This is a genomic window from Nocardioides sp., from assembly GCF_964228225.1.
GTDB lineage: Bacteria > Actinomycetota > Actinomycetes > Propionibacteriales > Nocardioidaceae > Nocardioides.
The window spans coordinates 1-16900 of the sequence record NZ_CAXQZB010000058.1; the positions used below are offsets into that span (position 1 = coordinate 1).

Annotated in this window: 15 protein-coding genes; 9 read left to right on the forward strand and 6 right to left on the reverse strand. The window is 74.8% G+C overall.

Annotated features, from left to right (window positions below; genetic code table 11):
* Window positions 1-129 precede the first annotated feature (129 nt).
* The 7 genes from ACERUJ_RS14605 (at window position 130) to ACERUJ_RS14635 (ending at window position 8052) form a co-directional block, all read left to right on the forward strand.
* Window positions 130-846 (forward strand): NAD-dependent epimerase/dehydratase family protein, encoded by a 717-nt coding sequence (locus tag ACERUJ_RS14605; protein WP_370249419.1) that lies wholly within the window; start codon window positions 130-132, stop codon window positions 844-846.
* Window positions 847-968: 122 nt separating this feature from the next.
* Window positions 969-3146: a glutamine synthetase III gene (locus ACERUJ_RS14610; RefSeq protein WP_370249420.1), complete on the forward strand. Its 2178-nt coding sequence runs from the start codon at window positions 969-971 to the stop codon at window positions 3144-3146.
* A 108-nt stretch (window positions 3147-3254) separates the two neighbouring features.
* Complete coding sequence (locus ACERUJ_RS14615; RefSeq protein ID WP_370249423.1) at window positions 3255-4280, forward strand: FecCD family ABC transporter permease; 1026 nt, start codon at window positions 3255-3257, stop codon at window positions 4278-4280.
* Window positions 4277-5290, forward strand: coding sequence for a FecCD family ABC transporter permease (locus tag ACERUJ_RS14620; protein ID WP_370249425.1), 1014 nt, complete (start codon window positions 4277-4279; stop codon window positions 5288-5290). Before ACERUJ_RS14615 ends, ACERUJ_RS14620 begins: the two co-directional genes overlap by 4 nt.
* Window positions 5287-6096 (forward strand): ABC transporter ATP-binding protein, encoded by an 810-nt coding sequence (locus ACERUJ_RS14625; protein WP_370249426.1) that lies wholly within the window; start codon window positions 5287-5289, stop codon window positions 6094-6096. Before ACERUJ_RS14620 ends, ACERUJ_RS14625 begins: the two co-directional genes overlap by 4 nt.
* Before the next feature lie 41 nt (window positions 6097-6137).
* Entirely contained in the window at window positions 6138-7184 is a 1047-nt protein-coding gene (locus ACERUJ_RS14630) for an ABC transporter substrate-binding protein (RefSeq protein WP_370249427.1), read from the forward strand.
* Window positions 7185-7254: 70 nt separating this feature from the next.
* Window positions 7255-8052, forward strand: a complete 798-nt coding sequence (locus tag ACERUJ_RS14635) for an isocitrate lyase/phosphoenolpyruvate mutase family protein (protein WP_370249428.1) — start codon at window positions 7255-7257, stop codon at window positions 8050-8052.
* On the opposite strand, the gene ACERUJ_RS14640 is transcribed toward ACERUJ_RS14635, so the two are convergent.
* From ACERUJ_RS14640 to ACERUJ_RS14655, 4 genes are read right to left on the reverse strand one after another with little or no spacing between them, the layout of a single operon-like run.
* Complete coding sequence (locus ACERUJ_RS14640; RefSeq protein WP_370249431.1) at window positions 8045-8479, reverse strand: hypothetical protein; 435 nt, start codon at window positions 8477-8479, stop codon at window positions 8045-8047. The genes ACERUJ_RS14635 and ACERUJ_RS14640 overlap by 8 nt on opposite strands.
* Window positions 8476-9108: a TasA family protein gene (locus tag ACERUJ_RS14645; RefSeq protein ID WP_370249433.1), complete on the reverse strand. Its 633-nt coding sequence runs from the start codon at window positions 9106-9108 to the stop codon at window positions 8476-8478. The genes ACERUJ_RS14640 and ACERUJ_RS14645 overlap by 4 nt, the downstream gene beginning before the upstream one ends.
* Window positions 9101-9712, reverse strand: a complete 612-nt coding sequence (locus ACERUJ_RS14650) for a signal peptidase I (protein ID WP_370249435.1) — start codon at window positions 9710-9712, stop codon at window positions 9101-9103. The genes ACERUJ_RS14645 and ACERUJ_RS14650 overlap by 8 nt, the downstream gene beginning before the upstream one ends.
* An 18-nt stretch (window positions 9713-9730) precedes the next feature.
* Window positions 9731-10258 carry an alternate-type signal peptide domain-containing protein gene (locus tag ACERUJ_RS14655; RefSeq protein WP_370249436.1) on the reverse strand — a complete coding sequence of 176 codons (528 nt, stop codon included), beginning with the start codon at window positions 10256-10258 and terminating at the stop codon, window positions 9731-9733.
* Between the two features lie 421 nt (window positions 10259-10679).
* Between ACERUJ_RS14655 and ACERUJ_RS14660 the strand changes: the two genes are divergently transcribed.
* Window positions 10680-10883, forward strand: a complete 204-nt coding sequence (locus tag ACERUJ_RS14660; RefSeq protein ID WP_370249437.1) for a cold-shock protein — start codon at window positions 10680-10682, stop codon at window positions 10881-10883.
* Window positions 10884-10986: 103 nt separating this feature from the next.
* Window positions 10987-12252, forward strand: a complete 1266-nt coding sequence (locus ACERUJ_RS14665) for an MFS transporter (protein WP_370249438.1) — start codon at window positions 10987-10989, stop codon at window positions 12250-12252.
* Between the two features lie 7 nt (window positions 12253-12259).
* Here ACERUJ_RS14665 and ACERUJ_RS14670 read toward each other — a convergent pair whose 3' ends face one another.
* Together ACERUJ_RS14670 and ACERUJ_RS14675 are read right to left on the reverse strand one after the other, a co-directional pair.
* Window positions 12260-13879 carry an AMP-binding protein gene (locus tag ACERUJ_RS14670; protein ID WP_370249439.1) on the reverse strand — a complete coding sequence of 540 codons (1620 nt, stop codon included), beginning with the start codon at window positions 13877-13879 and terminating at the stop codon, window positions 12260-12262.
* Window positions 13876-16875: a crotonase/enoyl-CoA hydratase family protein gene (locus ACERUJ_RS14675; RefSeq protein ID WP_370249442.1), complete on the reverse strand. Its 3000-nt coding sequence runs from the start codon at window positions 16873-16875 to the stop codon at window positions 13876-13878. Before ACERUJ_RS14675 ends, ACERUJ_RS14670 begins: the two co-directional genes overlap by 4 nt.
* Between the last annotated feature and the right edge of the window lie 25 nt (window positions 16876-16900).

Here is a 16900-nt window from a genome sequence, read left to right on the forward strand (position 1 = left end):
GGGTCGACTGGTGGAACCACCGACGCCTGCACTCCAGCATCGGCCAGATCCCACCCGCCGAGCACGAGCACGACTACTACGCTGCCCTCAACCGAGAGCCGCACCCCGTATAGAAGCGGCAGAGAACCCGTGACGGTTCACCTCGCCGAACCGCCGCGCTACGACGCCGTCGTGCACCTCGCAGCGGTCGCGCGGATCGGGATCGTGCCCGATGCCGCGACCTACGCCGCCAACGTGCTCAGCACCTTCCACGTGCTCGAGGCCGCCACCCGGCTGGGGATCGACCGGATCGTGCTGGCCTCCTCCGAGACCACCTACGGGGTGTGCTTCGCCCGCGGCGAGCGCCGTCCCGAGTACCTGCCGGTGGACGAGGACCACCCGACCGTGCCCGAGGACGCCTACGCGATGTCGAAGGTGGCCAACGAGGCCGCGGCCCGCTCCTTCGCCGCCCGCACCTGTGCCGACGTCTACGCCCTGCGCATCAACAACGTCATCGAGCCCCACGAGTACGCCGAGCTGTTCCCGGCCTACCTGGCCGACCCGGCGCTGCGCCGGCGCAACCTGTTCGCCTACATCGACGTGCGCGACCTCGCGGGCGCGATCCAGGCCTGCCTGGCGACCCCCGGCCTGGGCTATCAGGTGCTCAACATCGCCAACGCCGACCACTCGGTGGCGACCCCCACCGACGAGCTGCTCGCCCGCTTCTACGACGGGGTGCCGGTGCGCCGTCCGCTGGGACCCACCGAGACCTTCTACGCCATCGACAAGGCGCGCGACCTGCTCGGATGGGAGCCGCGGCACAGCTGGCGCGAGGTGCTGCCCGACCCCGCCCCGGAGCCCGCGTGACCGTTGTCACAGCCCCCAACGGGCCCCTGACACCGGTACGAAACATGCCCGAGACACGGCGGGCCTAGGTTCACGGCCAGGAGCGGCGCCCGAGGCCGCTCGACCGTCACCCAGGAGCGCCCATGACCGCCAACCCCGTCCGGCTGCAGGCCATCGCCGCCGTGCAGGCCACGACCCCGCCGCCGTTCACCTTCGACCCCGCGGCCGAGCCCGGGTCGGTGTTCGGGGAGAACGTCTTCAGCCTCCAGGTGATGCGCAAGCGCCTGCCCAAGGGCATCTACAAGTCGGTCGTGTCCACCATCGACCAGGGCGCCCCGCTGGACCCCGACGTCGCCGACGCCGTCGCCTCGGCGATGAAGGACTGGGCGATGGAGAAGGGCGCGACCCACTACGCCCACGTCTTCTACCCCCTCACCGGCCTCACCGCCGAGAAGCACGACAGCTTCCTCGAGCCGGTCGGCGACGGCACCGCGATCAGCGAGTTCGCCGGCAAGACCCTGATCCAGGGCGAGCCCGACGCCTCCTCCTTCCCCAACGGCGGCCTGCGCGCGACCTTCGAGGCCCGCGGCTACACCGGCTGGGACATCCAGAGCCCGGCGTACATCCTGGAGAACCCCAACGGCAACACGCTGTGCATCCCCACGGTCTTCATCTCGATGACCGGGGAGGCGCTGGACCACAAGACGCCGCTGCTGCGCAGCCAGCAGGCGATGTCGGTGCACGCCAAGCGGATCCTGTCGCTCTTCGGCCACGAGGACCCCCAGAACGTGGTGTCCTACTGCGGCCCCGAGCAGGAGTACTTCCTGGTCGACAGCCACTTCTTCCACGCCCGGCCCGACCTGCTGAACTCCGGGCGCACCCTGTTCGGCGCCAAGCCGCCCAAGGGCCAGGAGTTCGACGACCACTACTTCGGCGCGGTGCCCGACCGCGTGCTCGGCTTCATGATGGAGACCGAGCAGGCCCTGTTCAAGCTCGGCATCCCCGCCAAGACCCGGCACAACGAGGTGGCCCCCGGCCAGTTCGAGGTGGCGCCGATGTTCGAGCGCTCCAACCTCGCCTCGGACCACCAGCAGCTGCTGATGACGACCTTCAAGGCGATCGCCAAGAAGCACGGCATGGAGTGCCTGTTCCACGAGAAGCCCTTCGCCGGCGTCAACGGCTCGGGCAAGCACGTGAACTTCTCGATCGGCAACGCCGCCCAGGGCAACATGCTGCTGCCCGGCGACACCCCGCACGACAACGCGCAGTTCCTCGTCGTGTGCGCCGCCGTGATCCGCGCGGTGCACAAGTACGGCGGCCTGCTGCGCGTCTCGGTGGCCTCGGCCTCCAACGACCACCGGCTCGGCGCCAACGAGGCTCCCCCGGCGATCATCTCGATCTTCCTCGGCGACCAGCTCGCCGACGTCTTCGACCAGATCGCCAAGGGCGGCGCCACCCGGTCCAAGGAGAAGGGCACGCTCACCGTCGGCGTCGACACCCTGCCGGACCTCTCCAAGGACCCCGGCGACCGCAACCGCACCTCGCCGTTCGCCTTCACCGGCAACCGGTTCGAGTTCCGCGCCCCCGGCTCGCAGCAGACCGTCGCCGCCCCGATGGTCGTGATCAACACGATCATGGCCGAGGCCCTCGACTACTGCGCCACCACCCTGGAGGCCGCCGTGGCCGCCGGCACCGACTTCGACGAGGCCGTGCAGTCGCTGCTCACCACGATCATCTCCGACCACGGCGCGGTGATCTTCAACGGCAACGGCTACTCCGAGGAGTGGCAGATCGAGGCGGCCCAGCGCGGGCTGAAGAACCTGCGCACCACCGTCGACGCGCTGCCCGAGCTGATCTCGCCCGAGGCCATCGAGCTGTTCAGCACCTACGCCGTGTTCAACGAGCGCGAGATGCACAGCCGCTACGAGGTGGGCTGCGAGCAGTACATCCTCAGCATCGCCGTCGAGGCCGCCACCACCCTGGAGATGGGCACCACCACCGTGCTGCCCGCCGCGGTGCGCTACCAGACCGAGCTCGCCCAGAACGTCGCCGCCCTCAAGGCCGCCGGCGTCGAGCCCGACCTGGGCGACCTGACCTCGCTCAGCGCCATCATCGCCGACCTGCGCTCGGGCCTGAGCGCCCTCGGCGCCGCCCTGGCCCACGAGCACGACGAGGACCCGCTGGTGGCCGCCACCTACGCCCGCGACGTGGTGCTCCCGGCCATGGCCTCGGTGCGCGCCGCCGCCGACACCCTCGAGGGCGTCGTGGCCGACGACCTCTGGCCGCTGCCGACCTACCAGGAGATGCTCTACATCCTCTGAGCCGCCCGCACGCAGTGACACCACCGGATCCCGGTCCCGCCACGGCGGGCCCGGGATCCGGTGCCTTGAGATAGGTAAGCCTTACCTCATTCCGCTAGGGTCCGGGGCGTGTCCCTGCTCCTGTCCCCCACCGCACGACGACGTGGCGTCGCGCCCGTCCTGATCGGCCCGGCCCTGATCGGCGCCGTGGTGCTCGTCGTGGCCGCGAGCCTGCTGCTGGGCAGCAACCCGCTCGCCCCCGACGTCGTCGTGCGGGCCCTGCTGGACCGCGACCGCGACGTGGGCGCGGTGGTGTGGGGCTCGCGGGTGCCACGCACCGTGCTCGGGCTCGTCGTCGGCGCGTGCCTCGGCGCGGCGGGCGCGGTCATGCAGGGCCAGACCCGCAACCCGCTGGCCGACCCCGGCCTGTTCGGCGTCTCGGCCGGCGCGAGCCTCGCGGTCGTGCTCGGCCTCCACGTCGCCGGCGTCGGCTCGGTGACGGCCACCGCGCTGCTCGCGATGCTCGGCGCGCTGCTGGCCGCCACGGCGGTCTTCGGCATCGCCGCCCTCGGCCGCGGCCTGGCCAGCCCGGTCCCGCTCGCGCTGGCCGGGACGGCGGTGACGGCGCTGCTCGGGGCCGCGACGTCCTACCTCGTGCTCACCGACGAGACCACCCTGGCCGGCTACCGGATCTGGGTGGTGGGCTCGCTGTCCGGACGCACCTTGGAGGGCCTCGGCCCCGTGGCCGCGCTGGCGGGCCTCGGCGCCCTCCTCGCCGCCACCCAGGTGCGCGCCCTGGACGCGCTGGCCCTGGGCACCGAGGTGGCCGCCGGCCTGGGCCAGAGCCTGCTGCGCACGCGCCTGCTCGGGCTCGCCGCGATCACGCTCCTCACCGCCTCCGCCGTCGCGGTCACCGGCCCGATCGGGTTCGTCGGTCTCACGGCGCCCCACGTGGCGCGTGCGCTCGTCGGGGGGACCCACGCCCGGCTCCTGCCCGCCTCCGCCGTGGTCGGCGCCGTCGTGCTGCTCGCCTGCGACGTCGTGGCCCGGATGCTGGGTGGGCTGGGCGAGCTCTCCGTCGGCGTGGTGCTCTCGGTGCTCGGCGGGGTGGTGTTCGTGGCGATCGTGCGCCGCGGACGGATGGCCGAGCTGTGAACCGCACCCTGGTCGTCGCGGTCGCGGCCACCGCGCTCTGCGCCGGCCTCACGCTGCTCGGCGTGATGGTCGGCAGCGCGGGGCTCAGTGCGGGCGAGGTACTGCAGACCCTGTTCGTGGGCGGCGATCCCGGCCGGCACCTGGTCGTCTTCGAGCTGCGCCTGCCCCGGGTGGTCGCCGCACTGCTGGTGGGGATGAGCCTGGGACTCGCCGGCGCCCTGACGCAGGCCTTCGCCCGCAACCCGCTGGCGACCCCCGACATCCTCGGTGTCACCTCCGGCGCGGCCGCGGGCGCCGTGGCCGCCATCGTGCTCGGCGGCGGCACCTACGCCGTCGGCTCCGGGCTGCTCGGCATCGGGCTCCCCCTCGTCGCGGTCCTCGGCGGACTGCTCGCCGCCGCCCTGGTGTACGGCCTGTCATGGCGCGGGGGCGTGGACGGGTACCGCCTCGTGCTCGTCGGCATCGGCGTCACGGCCTCGCTCACGGGCCTCACCGGCTACCTGCTCGTGAGCGCCGACCTCACCCAGGCCGCCGCCGCCACCCAGTGGCTGGTCGGCAGCCTGTCCGGCATCTCCTGGACCTCGGTGTGGCCCGTGCTGACCGCCCTGGTGCTCGTCGTGCCCTTGGCGCTGAGCCAGGTCCGGGCCCTGGAGATCACCCAGCTCGGCGACGACGTCGCCGCCGGCCTCGGTGTCGCCGTGCAGCGGCACCGGATGCTGGTGATCCTGTGCGCGGTGGTGCTCGCCGCCGTCGCCGTCTCGGCGAGCGGCCCCCTGGAGTTCGTCGCCTTCGTCGCGCCCCAGGTGGCGCGGCGTCTGTGCGGGACCGCGCGCCCGCCCCTGCTCGCCTCCGGCCTGCTCGGCGGCGCCCTCGTACTGGGCGCCGACCTGGTCGGTCGGTCCCTGCTGCCCGGCAGCGTGCCGGTGGGCGTGCTCACCGCGCTCGTCGGCGCGACGTCCCTGATCTGGCTGCTGACCCGCCGCCCCGACCCCGCGAGGAGCCCCGCGTGACCACGACCGTCGAGAAGGACCTCCCCGCGCTCGAGGTGCGGGCGGCGACGCTGGGCTACGACGGCCGGGTCGTGCTGCGCGACCTCGACCTGCGCATCGATCCCGGCACCGTGACCACCCTGGTCGGGGCCAACGGGTGCGGCAAGTCCACCCTGCTCAAGGCGATGGCCCGGCTGGTGCGGCCCAGCCGGGGCGAGGTGCTGCTCGAGGGCCGTCCGATCGGCGAGGTCGGCGGCCGCCAGGTCGCGCGGCGCCTGGCGGTCCTGCCCCAGAAGCCGCTCACCCCCCAGGCGACCACCGTCCACGACCTGGTGTCGCGGGGCCGCCACCCGCATCAGAGCCTGCTCCGCCCCTGGACCCGCGAGGACGCCGAGGCGGTGGCGACGGCGCTCGCCGCCACCGGCCTCACCGACCTGGCCGACCGCGAGGCCGCGCGACTCTCCGGCGGCCAGCTGCAACGGGCCTGGATCGCACTCGTGCTCGCCCAGCGGACCCCGCTGCTGCTCCTGGACGAGCCGACCACCTTCCTCGACCTCACCCACCAGCTCGAGGTGCTGCGGATCGTGCGGCGGGCCAACCGCGAGCACGGCACGACCGTCGTCATGGTGCTGCACGACCTGAGCCTGGCGGCGCGGTTCTCCGATCGTCTCGTCGTGCTCAGCGACGGCGGCGTGCTGGCCGACGGCACGCCGTGGGAGGTGCTGACCCCGGCGACTCTGCGCGAGGGCTTCGGCCTCGAGGCCGCGGTACTGCCGGATCCGGGCACCGGGGCCCCGATGGTCGTCCCGCTCGAGCCCGAGGACTGAGACGCGACCGCGATTATTTAGGTAAGCCTTACCTTAATGACATGACCATGAACACTCACTCCCACCGCCGCCGACCCCGCGCCGCGGCCCTGCCCGCCGTGCTCCTGCTCCTGCTCGCCCCCGTGGCCGCCTGCGGGGCGACCGCCGACACCACCGCGACGACACCTGAGACCGCCGCGAGCGCGGCGACCGCGGGGCCGTGGACCTGGACCGACGGCACCGGCGCCACCCTGACCCTCGACACCACCCCCACCCGGATCGCCGCCATGGCCGACCAGGCGCTCGCGCTGCTCAGCTACGGCATCACCCCCGTCGCGATCTTCGGACGCGTCGACGTCGCCTCCGACCCCCGGTTCGCCGACTACGACCTCTCCGAGGTGGCGATCGTCGGCAACACCTACGGCGAGATCGACCTCGAGGCCCTCGCGGCCGCCGCGCCCGACCTGGTGGTGACCGGGGTCTATCCGGTGGACCGCGAGGGGACCATCGACACCGAGGGGCCCCTGTACGCCTTCGCCGACGTGGAGCAGCAGCGTCAGATCGCCGCGATCGCCCCGATCGTGGCGGTCAAGATCGGCGGCGAGGGACTCGAGGTCATCGAGAGCACGACGTCGCTGGCAGCCTCGCTGGGCGCCGACCCGGCCGCGGTGGAGGCCGCCCGCGCCGAGTTCGAGCAGGCCGGGGAGGAGCTGCGCGACGTCGCGGCCGCGCGCCCGGAGATCGAGGTCACCCAGATGTACGCCGACACCAGCGGCATCTACGTCGTCAAGACCGCCGACGAGCCCGAGACCCAGCTCTACAGCACCTTCGGGGTCGACTACACCGCCCTCACCACCGGGGGCGACTACTACTGGGACATCTACAGCTGGGAGAACGCCGAGAAGATGATGACCGGCGACGTGCTGCTCACCAACGTCGAGGGCTACGACGCCGCCGAGCTCGCCGACCAGCCGACCTTCGCCGAGGACCCGGCGCTGCTGGCCGGCCAGGTGGAGGAGTGGAACGGCGCGGCGATGGACTACGCCTCCCAGGCCGCCCAGATGCGTCGTCTCGCCGCGGTGATCGAGAGCGCCGACGACGTCGTGTGAGCCGCCGATCGCCGGCGGGACGGCCGCACCCCCTCGCGCTCGTCCCGCCGGTTCGGCCAAGGTAGGAGGCATGACGAACACCGACCTCACCGGCCCCGCCGGCGGCACCGCCGCCCGCGCCACCCGCCTGCTCGCCCTGCACACCGCCCCGGATCTGCTCACCGTCGTGAACGTGTGGGACTCGATCTCGACGCGCGTGGTCGCCGACACCCCCGGCACCACCGCCCTGGCCACCGCCAGCCACTCGATCGCGGCGAGCCGCGGCTACGAGGACGGGGAGAACATCCCGGTCGCGGAGATGCTGGAGGAGGTGCGGCGCATCGTCGTCGCCGCCGGCGACCTGCCCGTGACCGCGGACCTCGAGGCCGGCTACGGCGATCCCGCCGCCACCGTGACCCGCGCGATCTCCCTCGGCGTGGTGGGCTGCAACCTCGAGGACCAGATGCGCCCGCTGGCCGAGGCCACCGAGCGCGTGGCGGCCGTGATGGCGGCCGCGCGCGAGGCCGGGGTGCCGGACTTCGTGCTCAACGCCCGCACCGACGCCTTCGTCAAGGGCGTCGACGACGCGCTGGAGGAGGCCGTCACCCGGGGCCGGGCCTACCTCGAGGCCGGCGCGCCCGTGGTGTTCGTGCCGGGCAGGCTCGACGAGCAGCAGATCGCCACGCTGGTGGAGGCCTACGGCCCGCAGCGTCTCACCCTCATCGGGGTGCCCGGCCTGCCCCCGCTGGCCCGGCTGCAGGAGCTGGGGGTCGCCCGGGTCTCCTACGGACCGCTGTCGCAGAACGTCGCGCTCACGGCGCTGGCCGAGCTGGTCGAGGCCGTCCACGACGGCGGGGGCGTGCCGGCCTCGATGCGGATCCTCAACTAGAACAGGTGCCGAGCAGGCCGAGGGTGACGGTGTAGGACAGCGCGTTCGACGACACCGACGTCCAGGTGGTGGTGGCCGCCGGCGTCGTGGTGGTCCAGGTCCGCAGCGTGCGCACCGTGAAGGTGCCCGCGCTCGCGAGCCCGGTCAGCACGACGGCGGTGGTGCCCGACCCGACGTCCTGGGTCTGGGTGCCGCCGTTGCCGTAGGACAGCCGGTAGCCCGACGCACCGGACACGGCTGTCCACACGACCCGCACCCCGCCGATCGACAGCGTGCTGCACGACGCCGTCGGGGCGGCGATGGTCGGCACGAGCGTGATCGTGCCGGAGGTCGCCTGGGCGCTGTCGGCCCACGCCGCCACCGCGCGGGGCACCGCGACGCCGAGCAGCAGCGCCGCGAGGAGCAGGCCGGCGCGGATCCTGCTCACTGCTGGGTCGCCTGGGCGGTGAGCGTCAGGGTCGCGCTCGTGCCCTGGGCGGCATTGCCGGTGCCGCTGGGCAGGGCGGCGATCACGCACAGCGTGGTGGAGGCCGCCGCCGCGAGGGCCGGGGAGGACGCCACGACGGTGGCGCCCGCGCTCAGCGACGCCAGGGCGTAGGTCTCCGTGCCACCGCTGCAGGAGCCGGTGCGCGGGTAGGTGCTGCCCGAGTTCGCCGCCGTCCCCGCCCGCACGACCCGCACCTGGAGGTAGGGCTGGGCGGTCCCGGTGAGCGTGCCGGTGACGCTGAAGGTGAACGGCGTCGTGCCGGCGTTGGCGAGGGTCAGGGTGGCCGCGACGCTCTCCCCGGGCGCGAGGTCGGTGATCGCGAGGGCCGGCCAGGTGGCCGCCGTGGGCGTGCCCTGCTGTCCCTCGACCTTGAGGTCCAGGGTGCCGCTGGTGAGCGTGCCCGAGGTCACCGCGGCGGCGTCGGTCCAGTAGGCGTAGGTGCCCAGGGAGCCCACCCCGACGATCGCCGCGGCCGCGACCGCACCGCCGGCCCGCAGCAGCGGCGGCCGACGTCGACGGGGCGCGCGGTGGGAGGCGTCACGACGCCGGGGGGCGCGGTGCTCAGGCACGATGGGCCCCCGCTCGGGCCGGCACCCGACCCGACGCCGGCTGACGCGCGGCACGCACGGCCTGTCGCCCCTGCAGCGCGGCGTAGACCAGCAGCCCCACGGCCGTGCCGACCACGAGGTGCTGGCGCTGCGCGAGGGTGAGCAGCGGCCCCAGCCGACCCAGCCACGGCAGGTGGTACCAGACGACGCCGCGCACCTGCACCGGCTGTACCGGGGCGGCGTCGGGCACGGTGTTGGCGTCACCGCGGGTGACGAAGCGCGGCGCCCCGGTCGCGTCGTAGTCGATCTGCACCACGCGGTGGGTGACCACGGTCGGCTCACCGCTGCGCAGCTGGTAGGTCACGACGTCGCCCACCGCGACGTCGGCGGGGGCCACCGGTCGCACGACGACGAGCGTGCCCGGCGGCAGCGCCGGCGCCATCGAGCCCGTCAGCACGGTGTAGGGCACGGCCCCGGCCACCCGGGGCAGCAGGACGGTGAGCACGAGCACCCCGAGCGCCGCCAGCAGCAGCGCGCCGCTGAGGACTCGACCGGCCAGCCGGACCAGCGCACGCCTCGCGTGGTGGGGTGGCCGGGCGGCGATGTGGCTCGGCGTCGCGGACATCGGGCACCTCCCGCCCGGTCAGTCGTCGGTCTGGGTGAGGGTGAAGGTCACCGCGCCGAGGGCGGCGGCCACCGCGCCGTTGGCGTCGTTGTCCACCCCGGTGCCGAACGGGAAGCGCACGGTGAGGGTGGCGGTCACGGTCTTGCCGTCGTCGGCGGTCGTGACGGCGCTCTGGCCGACCGCGGCGCCCACCCGCCAGGCGACGCTGTAGACCAGCTCGTCGGCGAGCGCGCCGGTCCCGGCCGAGGGCGTCGAGGCGCCCAGGGTGGCCTGCAGGTGGCTGCCGGTGGCGGTGAGGGTGGAGGTGCAGGTGCGGGTGAGCTCCTCCCCGGGCACGAGCCGGTCGGTGGCCGGGACGAAGGTCGAGCCGGTGTCGGTGAGGGTCCAGGCGCCGCAGCTGAACGCCGCCAGGCGCAGGGTGCCCGAGGTGATGGTCTCCCCCGGGACGTCGGTGGAGTCGCGCCACGACGCCAGCGATCCGAGGCCGCCGGTGAGCAGGACGACGCCGCAGCTGGCGGCGATCGCCGCCCGCACGCTGGCTCGCATGGGCGTTCCCTTCCGTGTCTCCCCATGGTCGATAGGACGTCGCGCGACACCCGGTGGAGATGTCGTGCAGACGAGAGATCGGCAGGGAGCGGCGCCGGCTGAGCCGATACCGGAAGAATTCCTCCGAGATCCCTCGGCACTACCTCGGCACCGGCCCGACAGCGTGTCGACAAGGGCTCGACAAGGGCTCCCGACGACGCGCCGTGATCCGCGGGGTGACAACCACGGGGTGGGCGCTGGTAGCGTTCTCCGTGGTTGAAGGGGGAAGGGCGTGAGTCCTGCCTCCGGCCCCGTTCCGGCGGGGCGCATCGCGGTCTCTTGGTCTTCGGTTGTGCTGGACATCAGGCGTACGTGCAGATGTGTCAGCTTCAGCGTCGCGGCACTCCGCCCGGCGTCACACCGAAACAAGAAGGACAGTCCCATGACTCAGGGCACCGTGAAGTGGTTCAACGGCGACAAGGGCTTCGGCTTCATCCAGCAGGACGGCGGCGGTGACGACGTGTTCGTCCACTTCTCCGCCATCCAGACCCAGGGTTACAAGACCCTCGAGGACAACCAGCGCGTGGAGTTCGAGATCACCCAGGGCCCGAAGGGCCCGCAGGCGGAGAACGTCCGCCCGCTCTGATCCCTGCCCCGCGCACTGCGCGCGGAGCGACCTCGCACCGCCCTCGGCCCTCGTGGCCGGGGGCGGTGCGTGCGTTCGGGGGCGGTCTGATCACACTGTGACCATGCCGACCCCCGACCTGCAGGCCCCGCCGCTCACCGAGGACGAGCGCGCGGTCCTGCACGCCCGGGTGCTGCGCGTCGTCGTGGCCTGCCAGATCTTCGGAGGTGCCGGTCTGGCCGCGGGGGTCACCGTGGGCGGACTGCTGGCCGCCGACCTGCTCGACAGCGACGCCGCCGCGGGCCTGCCCGCCGCGCTGTTCACCCTCGGCTCGGCGATCGCGGCGTTCACCGTGGGACGGGTGTCCCAGGCGCGGGGACGACGGATCGGGCTGGGCGGGGGGTTCCTCGTCGGCGCCGTCGGCGCCGTGGCGATCGTCGTGGCGGCGGTGACCGAGTCGGTGCCGCTGCTGTTCGTGGGGCTGGTGGTCTACGGCACCGGCACGGCCACGAACCTGCAGGCCCGCTACGCCGGGACCGATCTCGCCCTCCCCCACCAGCGCGGCACCGCCATCTCCACCGCGCTGGTGGCGACGACCCTCGGCGCGGTCGCGGGCCCCAACCTGGTGGGGCCGCTGGGCCGGCTGGCCGAGGCGGTCGGCGTGCCGTCGCTGGCCGGGCCCTTCCTGCTGGCCGCCGCGGCCTACGCCGCCGCCGGGGCCGTGCTGCTGGTGCGGCTGCGCCCCGACCCGCTGCTCACCGCCCGTCGCTGGACCCCGCCCGCGGAGACGCCCGGGGACGACGACGCGCGGCCGACGCTGCCCCCGGTCGCCCACGGCGTGGCGGTGGGCACCACCACGATGGTGCTCACCCAGATCGCGATGGTGGCGATCATGACGATGACGCCGGTGCACATGCGCGACCACGGCCACGGCCTGGGCGAGATCGGCTTCGTGATCGGTGCCCACATCGCCGCGATGTACCTGCCCTCGCTGGTCACCGGCCCGTTGGTCGACCGCGTGGGCCGGGTGCCGATGGCCCTGTCGGCCGCCGCCACGCTGGTGGCCGCCGGCGTGGTGGCGGCCCTGGCCCCACCCACCTCGATGGTGCAGCTCACCCTCGCCCTCGTCCTGCTCGGGCTGGGGTGGAACCTGGGCCTGATCAGCGGCACCACCCTGGTCGTGGACGCCACCGCACCGCAGGAGCGGGCCCGGGTGCAGGGTGGTGTCGACGTGCTCATCGCCCTGTCGGGTGCGGGCGCCGGCGCGCTGTCCGGCGTCGTCGTGGGGGCGGGCAGCTACGCCCTGCTGTCCCTGGTCGGAGGCCTGCTGGCCCTGGTCCTGGTGCCGGTCGTGGCCCTCGCCCGCGCGAACGCGCCCGTGACCGCCTGATCGCGGCCTAGTCGCCGACGAGCTCGTCCGCGGTGTCCGCCGCGGCCAGCACGCGTCGCAGGATCTTGCCCGTGGCGTTGCGGGGCAGGGCGTCGACCACCCACACCTCGCGGGGCACCTCGTGGCGCGCCAGCTGCTCCCGCGCGAGCGTGCGCAGCGCCTCCGGGTCGGGAGCGCGTCCGGCCGCGGGCACGACGACGGCGCGCAGCCGCTGCCCGAACTCCTCGTCGGGCACCCCCACGACCGCCACCTCGTCGACGTCGGGATGGGAGGCGAGCAGCTCCTCCACCTGCGCCGGCACGACGTTCTCACCGCCGGAGACGATCATGTCGTCCTCGCGGCCCACGACGTGCAGCAACCCGTGGTGGTCGCGGAAGCCGAGGTCGCCGGTGGAGACGTAGCCGTCCACGACCTCCTTGCCGGTGCCGTCGGAGTAACCGGAGAACGCCAGCGCGGAGCGCACGAAGATCACCCCGGTCTCCCCCGCCGCGACCGGGCGCCGATCGGGGCCGAGCAGCCGCACCCGCGCCCCCACCGGTGGGCGGCCCACGCAGCCGGGGGCCACGACGAGGTCGGCCGGTGAGGCCACGGCGGCGATGCCGACCTCGGTGGAGCCGTAGAGGTTGTGCAGCACCCCGCCGAGCAGCGCGTGGGTGCGCCGCGCGAGGTCCGGGCTCAGCGCCGCACCGCCGACGTAGATCCGACGCAGCGTCGCGAGGTCGCGTCCGGCGTCGGGGAGCGCGACCAGCCGGTGCACCATCGTGGGCACTGCCACGAGCACCTCGGCGCGGGTGTCGCGCACCAGCGCCGCCACGGCGTCGGCGCGGAACCTGCCGGGCAGCACGACGCGGCAGCCGGCCGAGAACGCCAGGCAGGTCTGCGACAGCCCCGTGCCGTGGAACGTGGGCGCAGCCATCATCACGACCGCGCCGCGCGGGAACGGCAGCCGGTCGATGACCTGGGCGGTCTGCAGCGGGTTGACCCGCTGGCGCGGCGCCCCCTTCGGCACCCCGGTGGTGCCGCTGGTGAGCACGACCAGCCCACCGGAGCGGGCCGGCCTCGGCGGCGGCCCCGCCGCGGTCGGGGCGGCGGCCAGCACGTCGTCGCCGTCGGCCCGCAGCGTGTGCGCCGCACCCGCCGCCGCGACGACGTCGGCGAACTCCTCGTCGTGCACCACGACGTCGACGCCCTCCCGGGCCAGCACCTGGGCCAGCTGCGGGGCGGCCGAGCCGGTGTTGAGCAGCACCGCACGCGCCCCGGCGTAGCCGCAGGCGGCGAGGGTGAGCACCGCGCCGCGGTGGTCGCGGGCGAGCAGCCCGACCACCGGTCGGCTCCCGGGCGCGGCGGCGAGCAGCCGGTGCGCGAGCGCCGCGGCCCGGTCGTCGAGCTGTGCGTAGGTCAGGGTGCCGCCCTGCTCGGGCGGACCGTCCTGGAGGGCGACGGCATCGGGTGTGCGGCGCCGCGCCAGCCGGATCGAGGCCGTCACCGGACCCAGTCGGGCGGTCTCGCGGGCCGCGCGCAGGGTCCGGTCGGGGCGGGTCGGCTCGAGCAGGCCCTCGCGGGTGAGCACGCGCAACCCGCCGGCGAGGTCGACGGCGCCCTGCAGCGCGGTGGTCAGCGGGCTCATCGGCCGGTCCAGCGGGGAGCGCGCTTCTCGGCGAAGGCCGCCACGCCCTCGCGGGCGTCGTCGGAGAGGACCACCGGCCCCGCGAGCTCGCTCTGCCGCTCGAACCCCTCGGCGGGGTCCCAGGTGGGGGCGGCGTCGACGATCGTCTTGCCGACCGCCACCGACAGCGGGGCGTTGGCGGCGATGCGCCGGGCGTAGTCGAGGGCGGTGGTCAGCGACTCCCCCGCCGGCACGACGGCGTTGACCAGGCCGAGCTGGTGCATCCGCTGTGCGGACAACGGATCGCCGGTGAGCGCCAGCTCCAGCGCCACCGGACGCGGCAGTCGGGTGGCCGTGCGCCACAGCCCGCCGGCGGCCGCGAGCAGCCCGCGCTTGGCCTCGGGCAGACCGAACGAGGCGTCCTCGGCGGCCACGACGAGGTCGGCGCACAGCGCCAGCTCGAAGCCTCCCGCCAGCGCCGGCCCCTCGACGGCGGCGATCATCGGCTTGACGGGCGGCTCGGCGGTCAGGCCCAGCGGTCCGCGCCGGTCGGTCACCGGCACCTCGCCGCGGTGGGCGCCCGCGAGGTCCATCCCGGCGCAGAAGGTGCCGCCGGCGCCGGTCAGCACGATCACCCGCACGGTGGGATCGGCCTCGGCGTCGTCGATCGCCCGCTCCAGGGCGAGCGCGGTGGGACGGTCGATGGCGTTGCGCACCCGCGGCCGGTCGAGGGTGAGCACGAGGATGCCCTCCTCGGCCCGCTCGGTGCGCAGGGTGGCCGGCGGGGGTGCGGGCAGGGCCGCGGCGCGGGCCTTCCGCATCGGGACCAGCGCCCCGGCGGCGTCGAGCCTCACGGTGCGGCGCACCAGGTCGGTGGCGGTGAGGGCCGCGACCGAGGCCGGGTCCTCGCGGCGCACGAGGTAGCGCGTGCCGTCGGCGTCCAGCAGCGAGAGCACCACCGCCTCGGGAGCGCCGTCGCGGCCATGGGGCACCGTGAGCGCCTCGACGACGCAGGGGGTGCCGACCGCGAGCTCGGCCTCGGTCCGGGCGGGACGGGCCGGCGGCCGGTCGAAGGCAGGCTTGAGGTGGGCGAAGGGACGCGCGGGCGGACGGGCCGCGTACACGCCGAGCGCGTGCTTGGTGGCGTACCAGCCCAGCGAGCTCGACAGCCCGTACTCCTCGGGTCGCGCCCGCAGCTGCGGGACGAGCGTGGCCACCGCGTGCAGGCCGTAGTTGTTGCCCGGGCCGCCGGCGGAGGTCAGTCCCCCGGTGACGCTGAGCGGTCGCTCCGGGTCGTCCCAGGGCAGGCCGAGCGCCTGCGCGCCCAGCTGCACGGCCGCGGGGAAGCAGGAGTAGAGGTCGACCGGGCCGAGGTCGGCGGCGGTGATCCCGGCGTGGTCGAGCGCGGCCGCGCCGGCGGCGGCGATCGCCGGGGAGGCGGCGAGGTCGGCGCGCTCGGAGACGAACCACTCGTCGGTGGCCGAGGCGCCCGCGTGCAGGAAGACCCAGCGGTCCTGGGGCACACCGGCGGCCCGGGCCGCGGCGACGCTGGTGATGATCACCCCGGCGGCGAGGTCGACCTGGAGGTTGGCGCACATCAGCTTCGTGTAGGGCTCGCTGACCCAGCGGTTCTCCGGCGTCGCGGTCGCGATCTCCGCCCCGGTGCGCGCGGTGGGGTCCCAGGCGTGCGGGTTCGCGGCCGCGACCTCGCTGTGGCGCGCCCAGAGGGCGGCGATCCGCGACCGGTGGGCGGACTCGTCGGTGCCGGCGGCGCCGCGCAGCGCGGACTCCAGCAGGGCGTAGACGTAGATCGGCGCGCCGAGCCCGACGCTGGTCTCGGCCTCGTTGTTGGCCGGTCGGTCGATGCCGATCACGCGATCGGGGGCGACGTCGTCGGGCTGGCGGGGCCAGGAGGGCTCACGACCCGCCTTCTGCAGCGCCGCCACCGTGGCCCCGGCCTCGGCACCGCTGACGAGCACGACCTGGGCGCGGCCGGCGGCGACCTCCTGGGCGGCGTCGTTGACCGCCAGCTGCGCGCCGTCGCCGCCGTAGGGCGAGGTCTGCACCGTGCCGGCCCCGCTCGCGCCGGCGAGCGCGGCCACCGCGCCCGCCTGGTCGGCGTAGGTCCACGACGCGCTCGGCACGGCGTACACGAGGTCGGCGCGCGCCAGCAGGTCCAGCGCGGCCCCGGCGTCCGCGGCCGCGGCCTGCAGCGCGCGGTGGGCGAGCGCCACCGGCTCCAGCGGGGCGTCGAGGTCGGGGGTGCGCTGGACGAGCTGCCCCACCCCGACCACCACCGGGATGGTGGGGTCGAGCAGGGTGCCGGTGCGCTCGTGCAGGACCGGCTCGTCGGCCACCCGCAGCCGCCCGGAGCCGGACCCGCCGGACTCCACCAGCCCGGCCAGGGCGTCGAGGGAGTCGCGCAGGGCGACCTCGACGCTGCGCACCGCGGTGAGACCCACCGGCCCGCGCACCGGCGCGCCGTCGAGCGCGCCGTCGAGCCGGACGGCGGCACCCCCGGCGTGGGCGGCGACCGTGCACCACAGGCCCACGGTGATGCCCATCGGGCCGGTGCCGCGCAACGCGAAGCCGTGCTCGTCGGCGCGCTCGACCTCCCAGCGGGCCTGGGCGGGGATGTCCATCAGGCTGATCTGCTGGGTGAACGTGGCGCCGGTGGCGATCCGGTCGGGCCGCTCCCCCCGCCACGACAGGTGCAGCGTGAGCCACTCGTGGGTGCGGGCCAGGTCGGTGACCAGGTCGACGACGGCGGCGGGGTCGGCGGCGAGCAGCCGCTGGCCGCTCACCTGCCGGGCGTAGGACGCGGCCGCCTCCGGCGCGGGCAGGTCGACCGCGGCGTCGGCGGCGGCGACGGCGACGGAGGTCCCCGCGCCGGGCCGCAGCCGGCCGACGGCGTCGTCGACGGCGAGGCGGGCGGTCTGCGCCAGCACCGGCGCGAGCGTGCGCGCGGCGTCGAGCTGGCGCCGGATCCGGGAGGGGCGGCGGCGGGGGTCGGCCATGGCGATCCACTTTCCGTCTGATCGG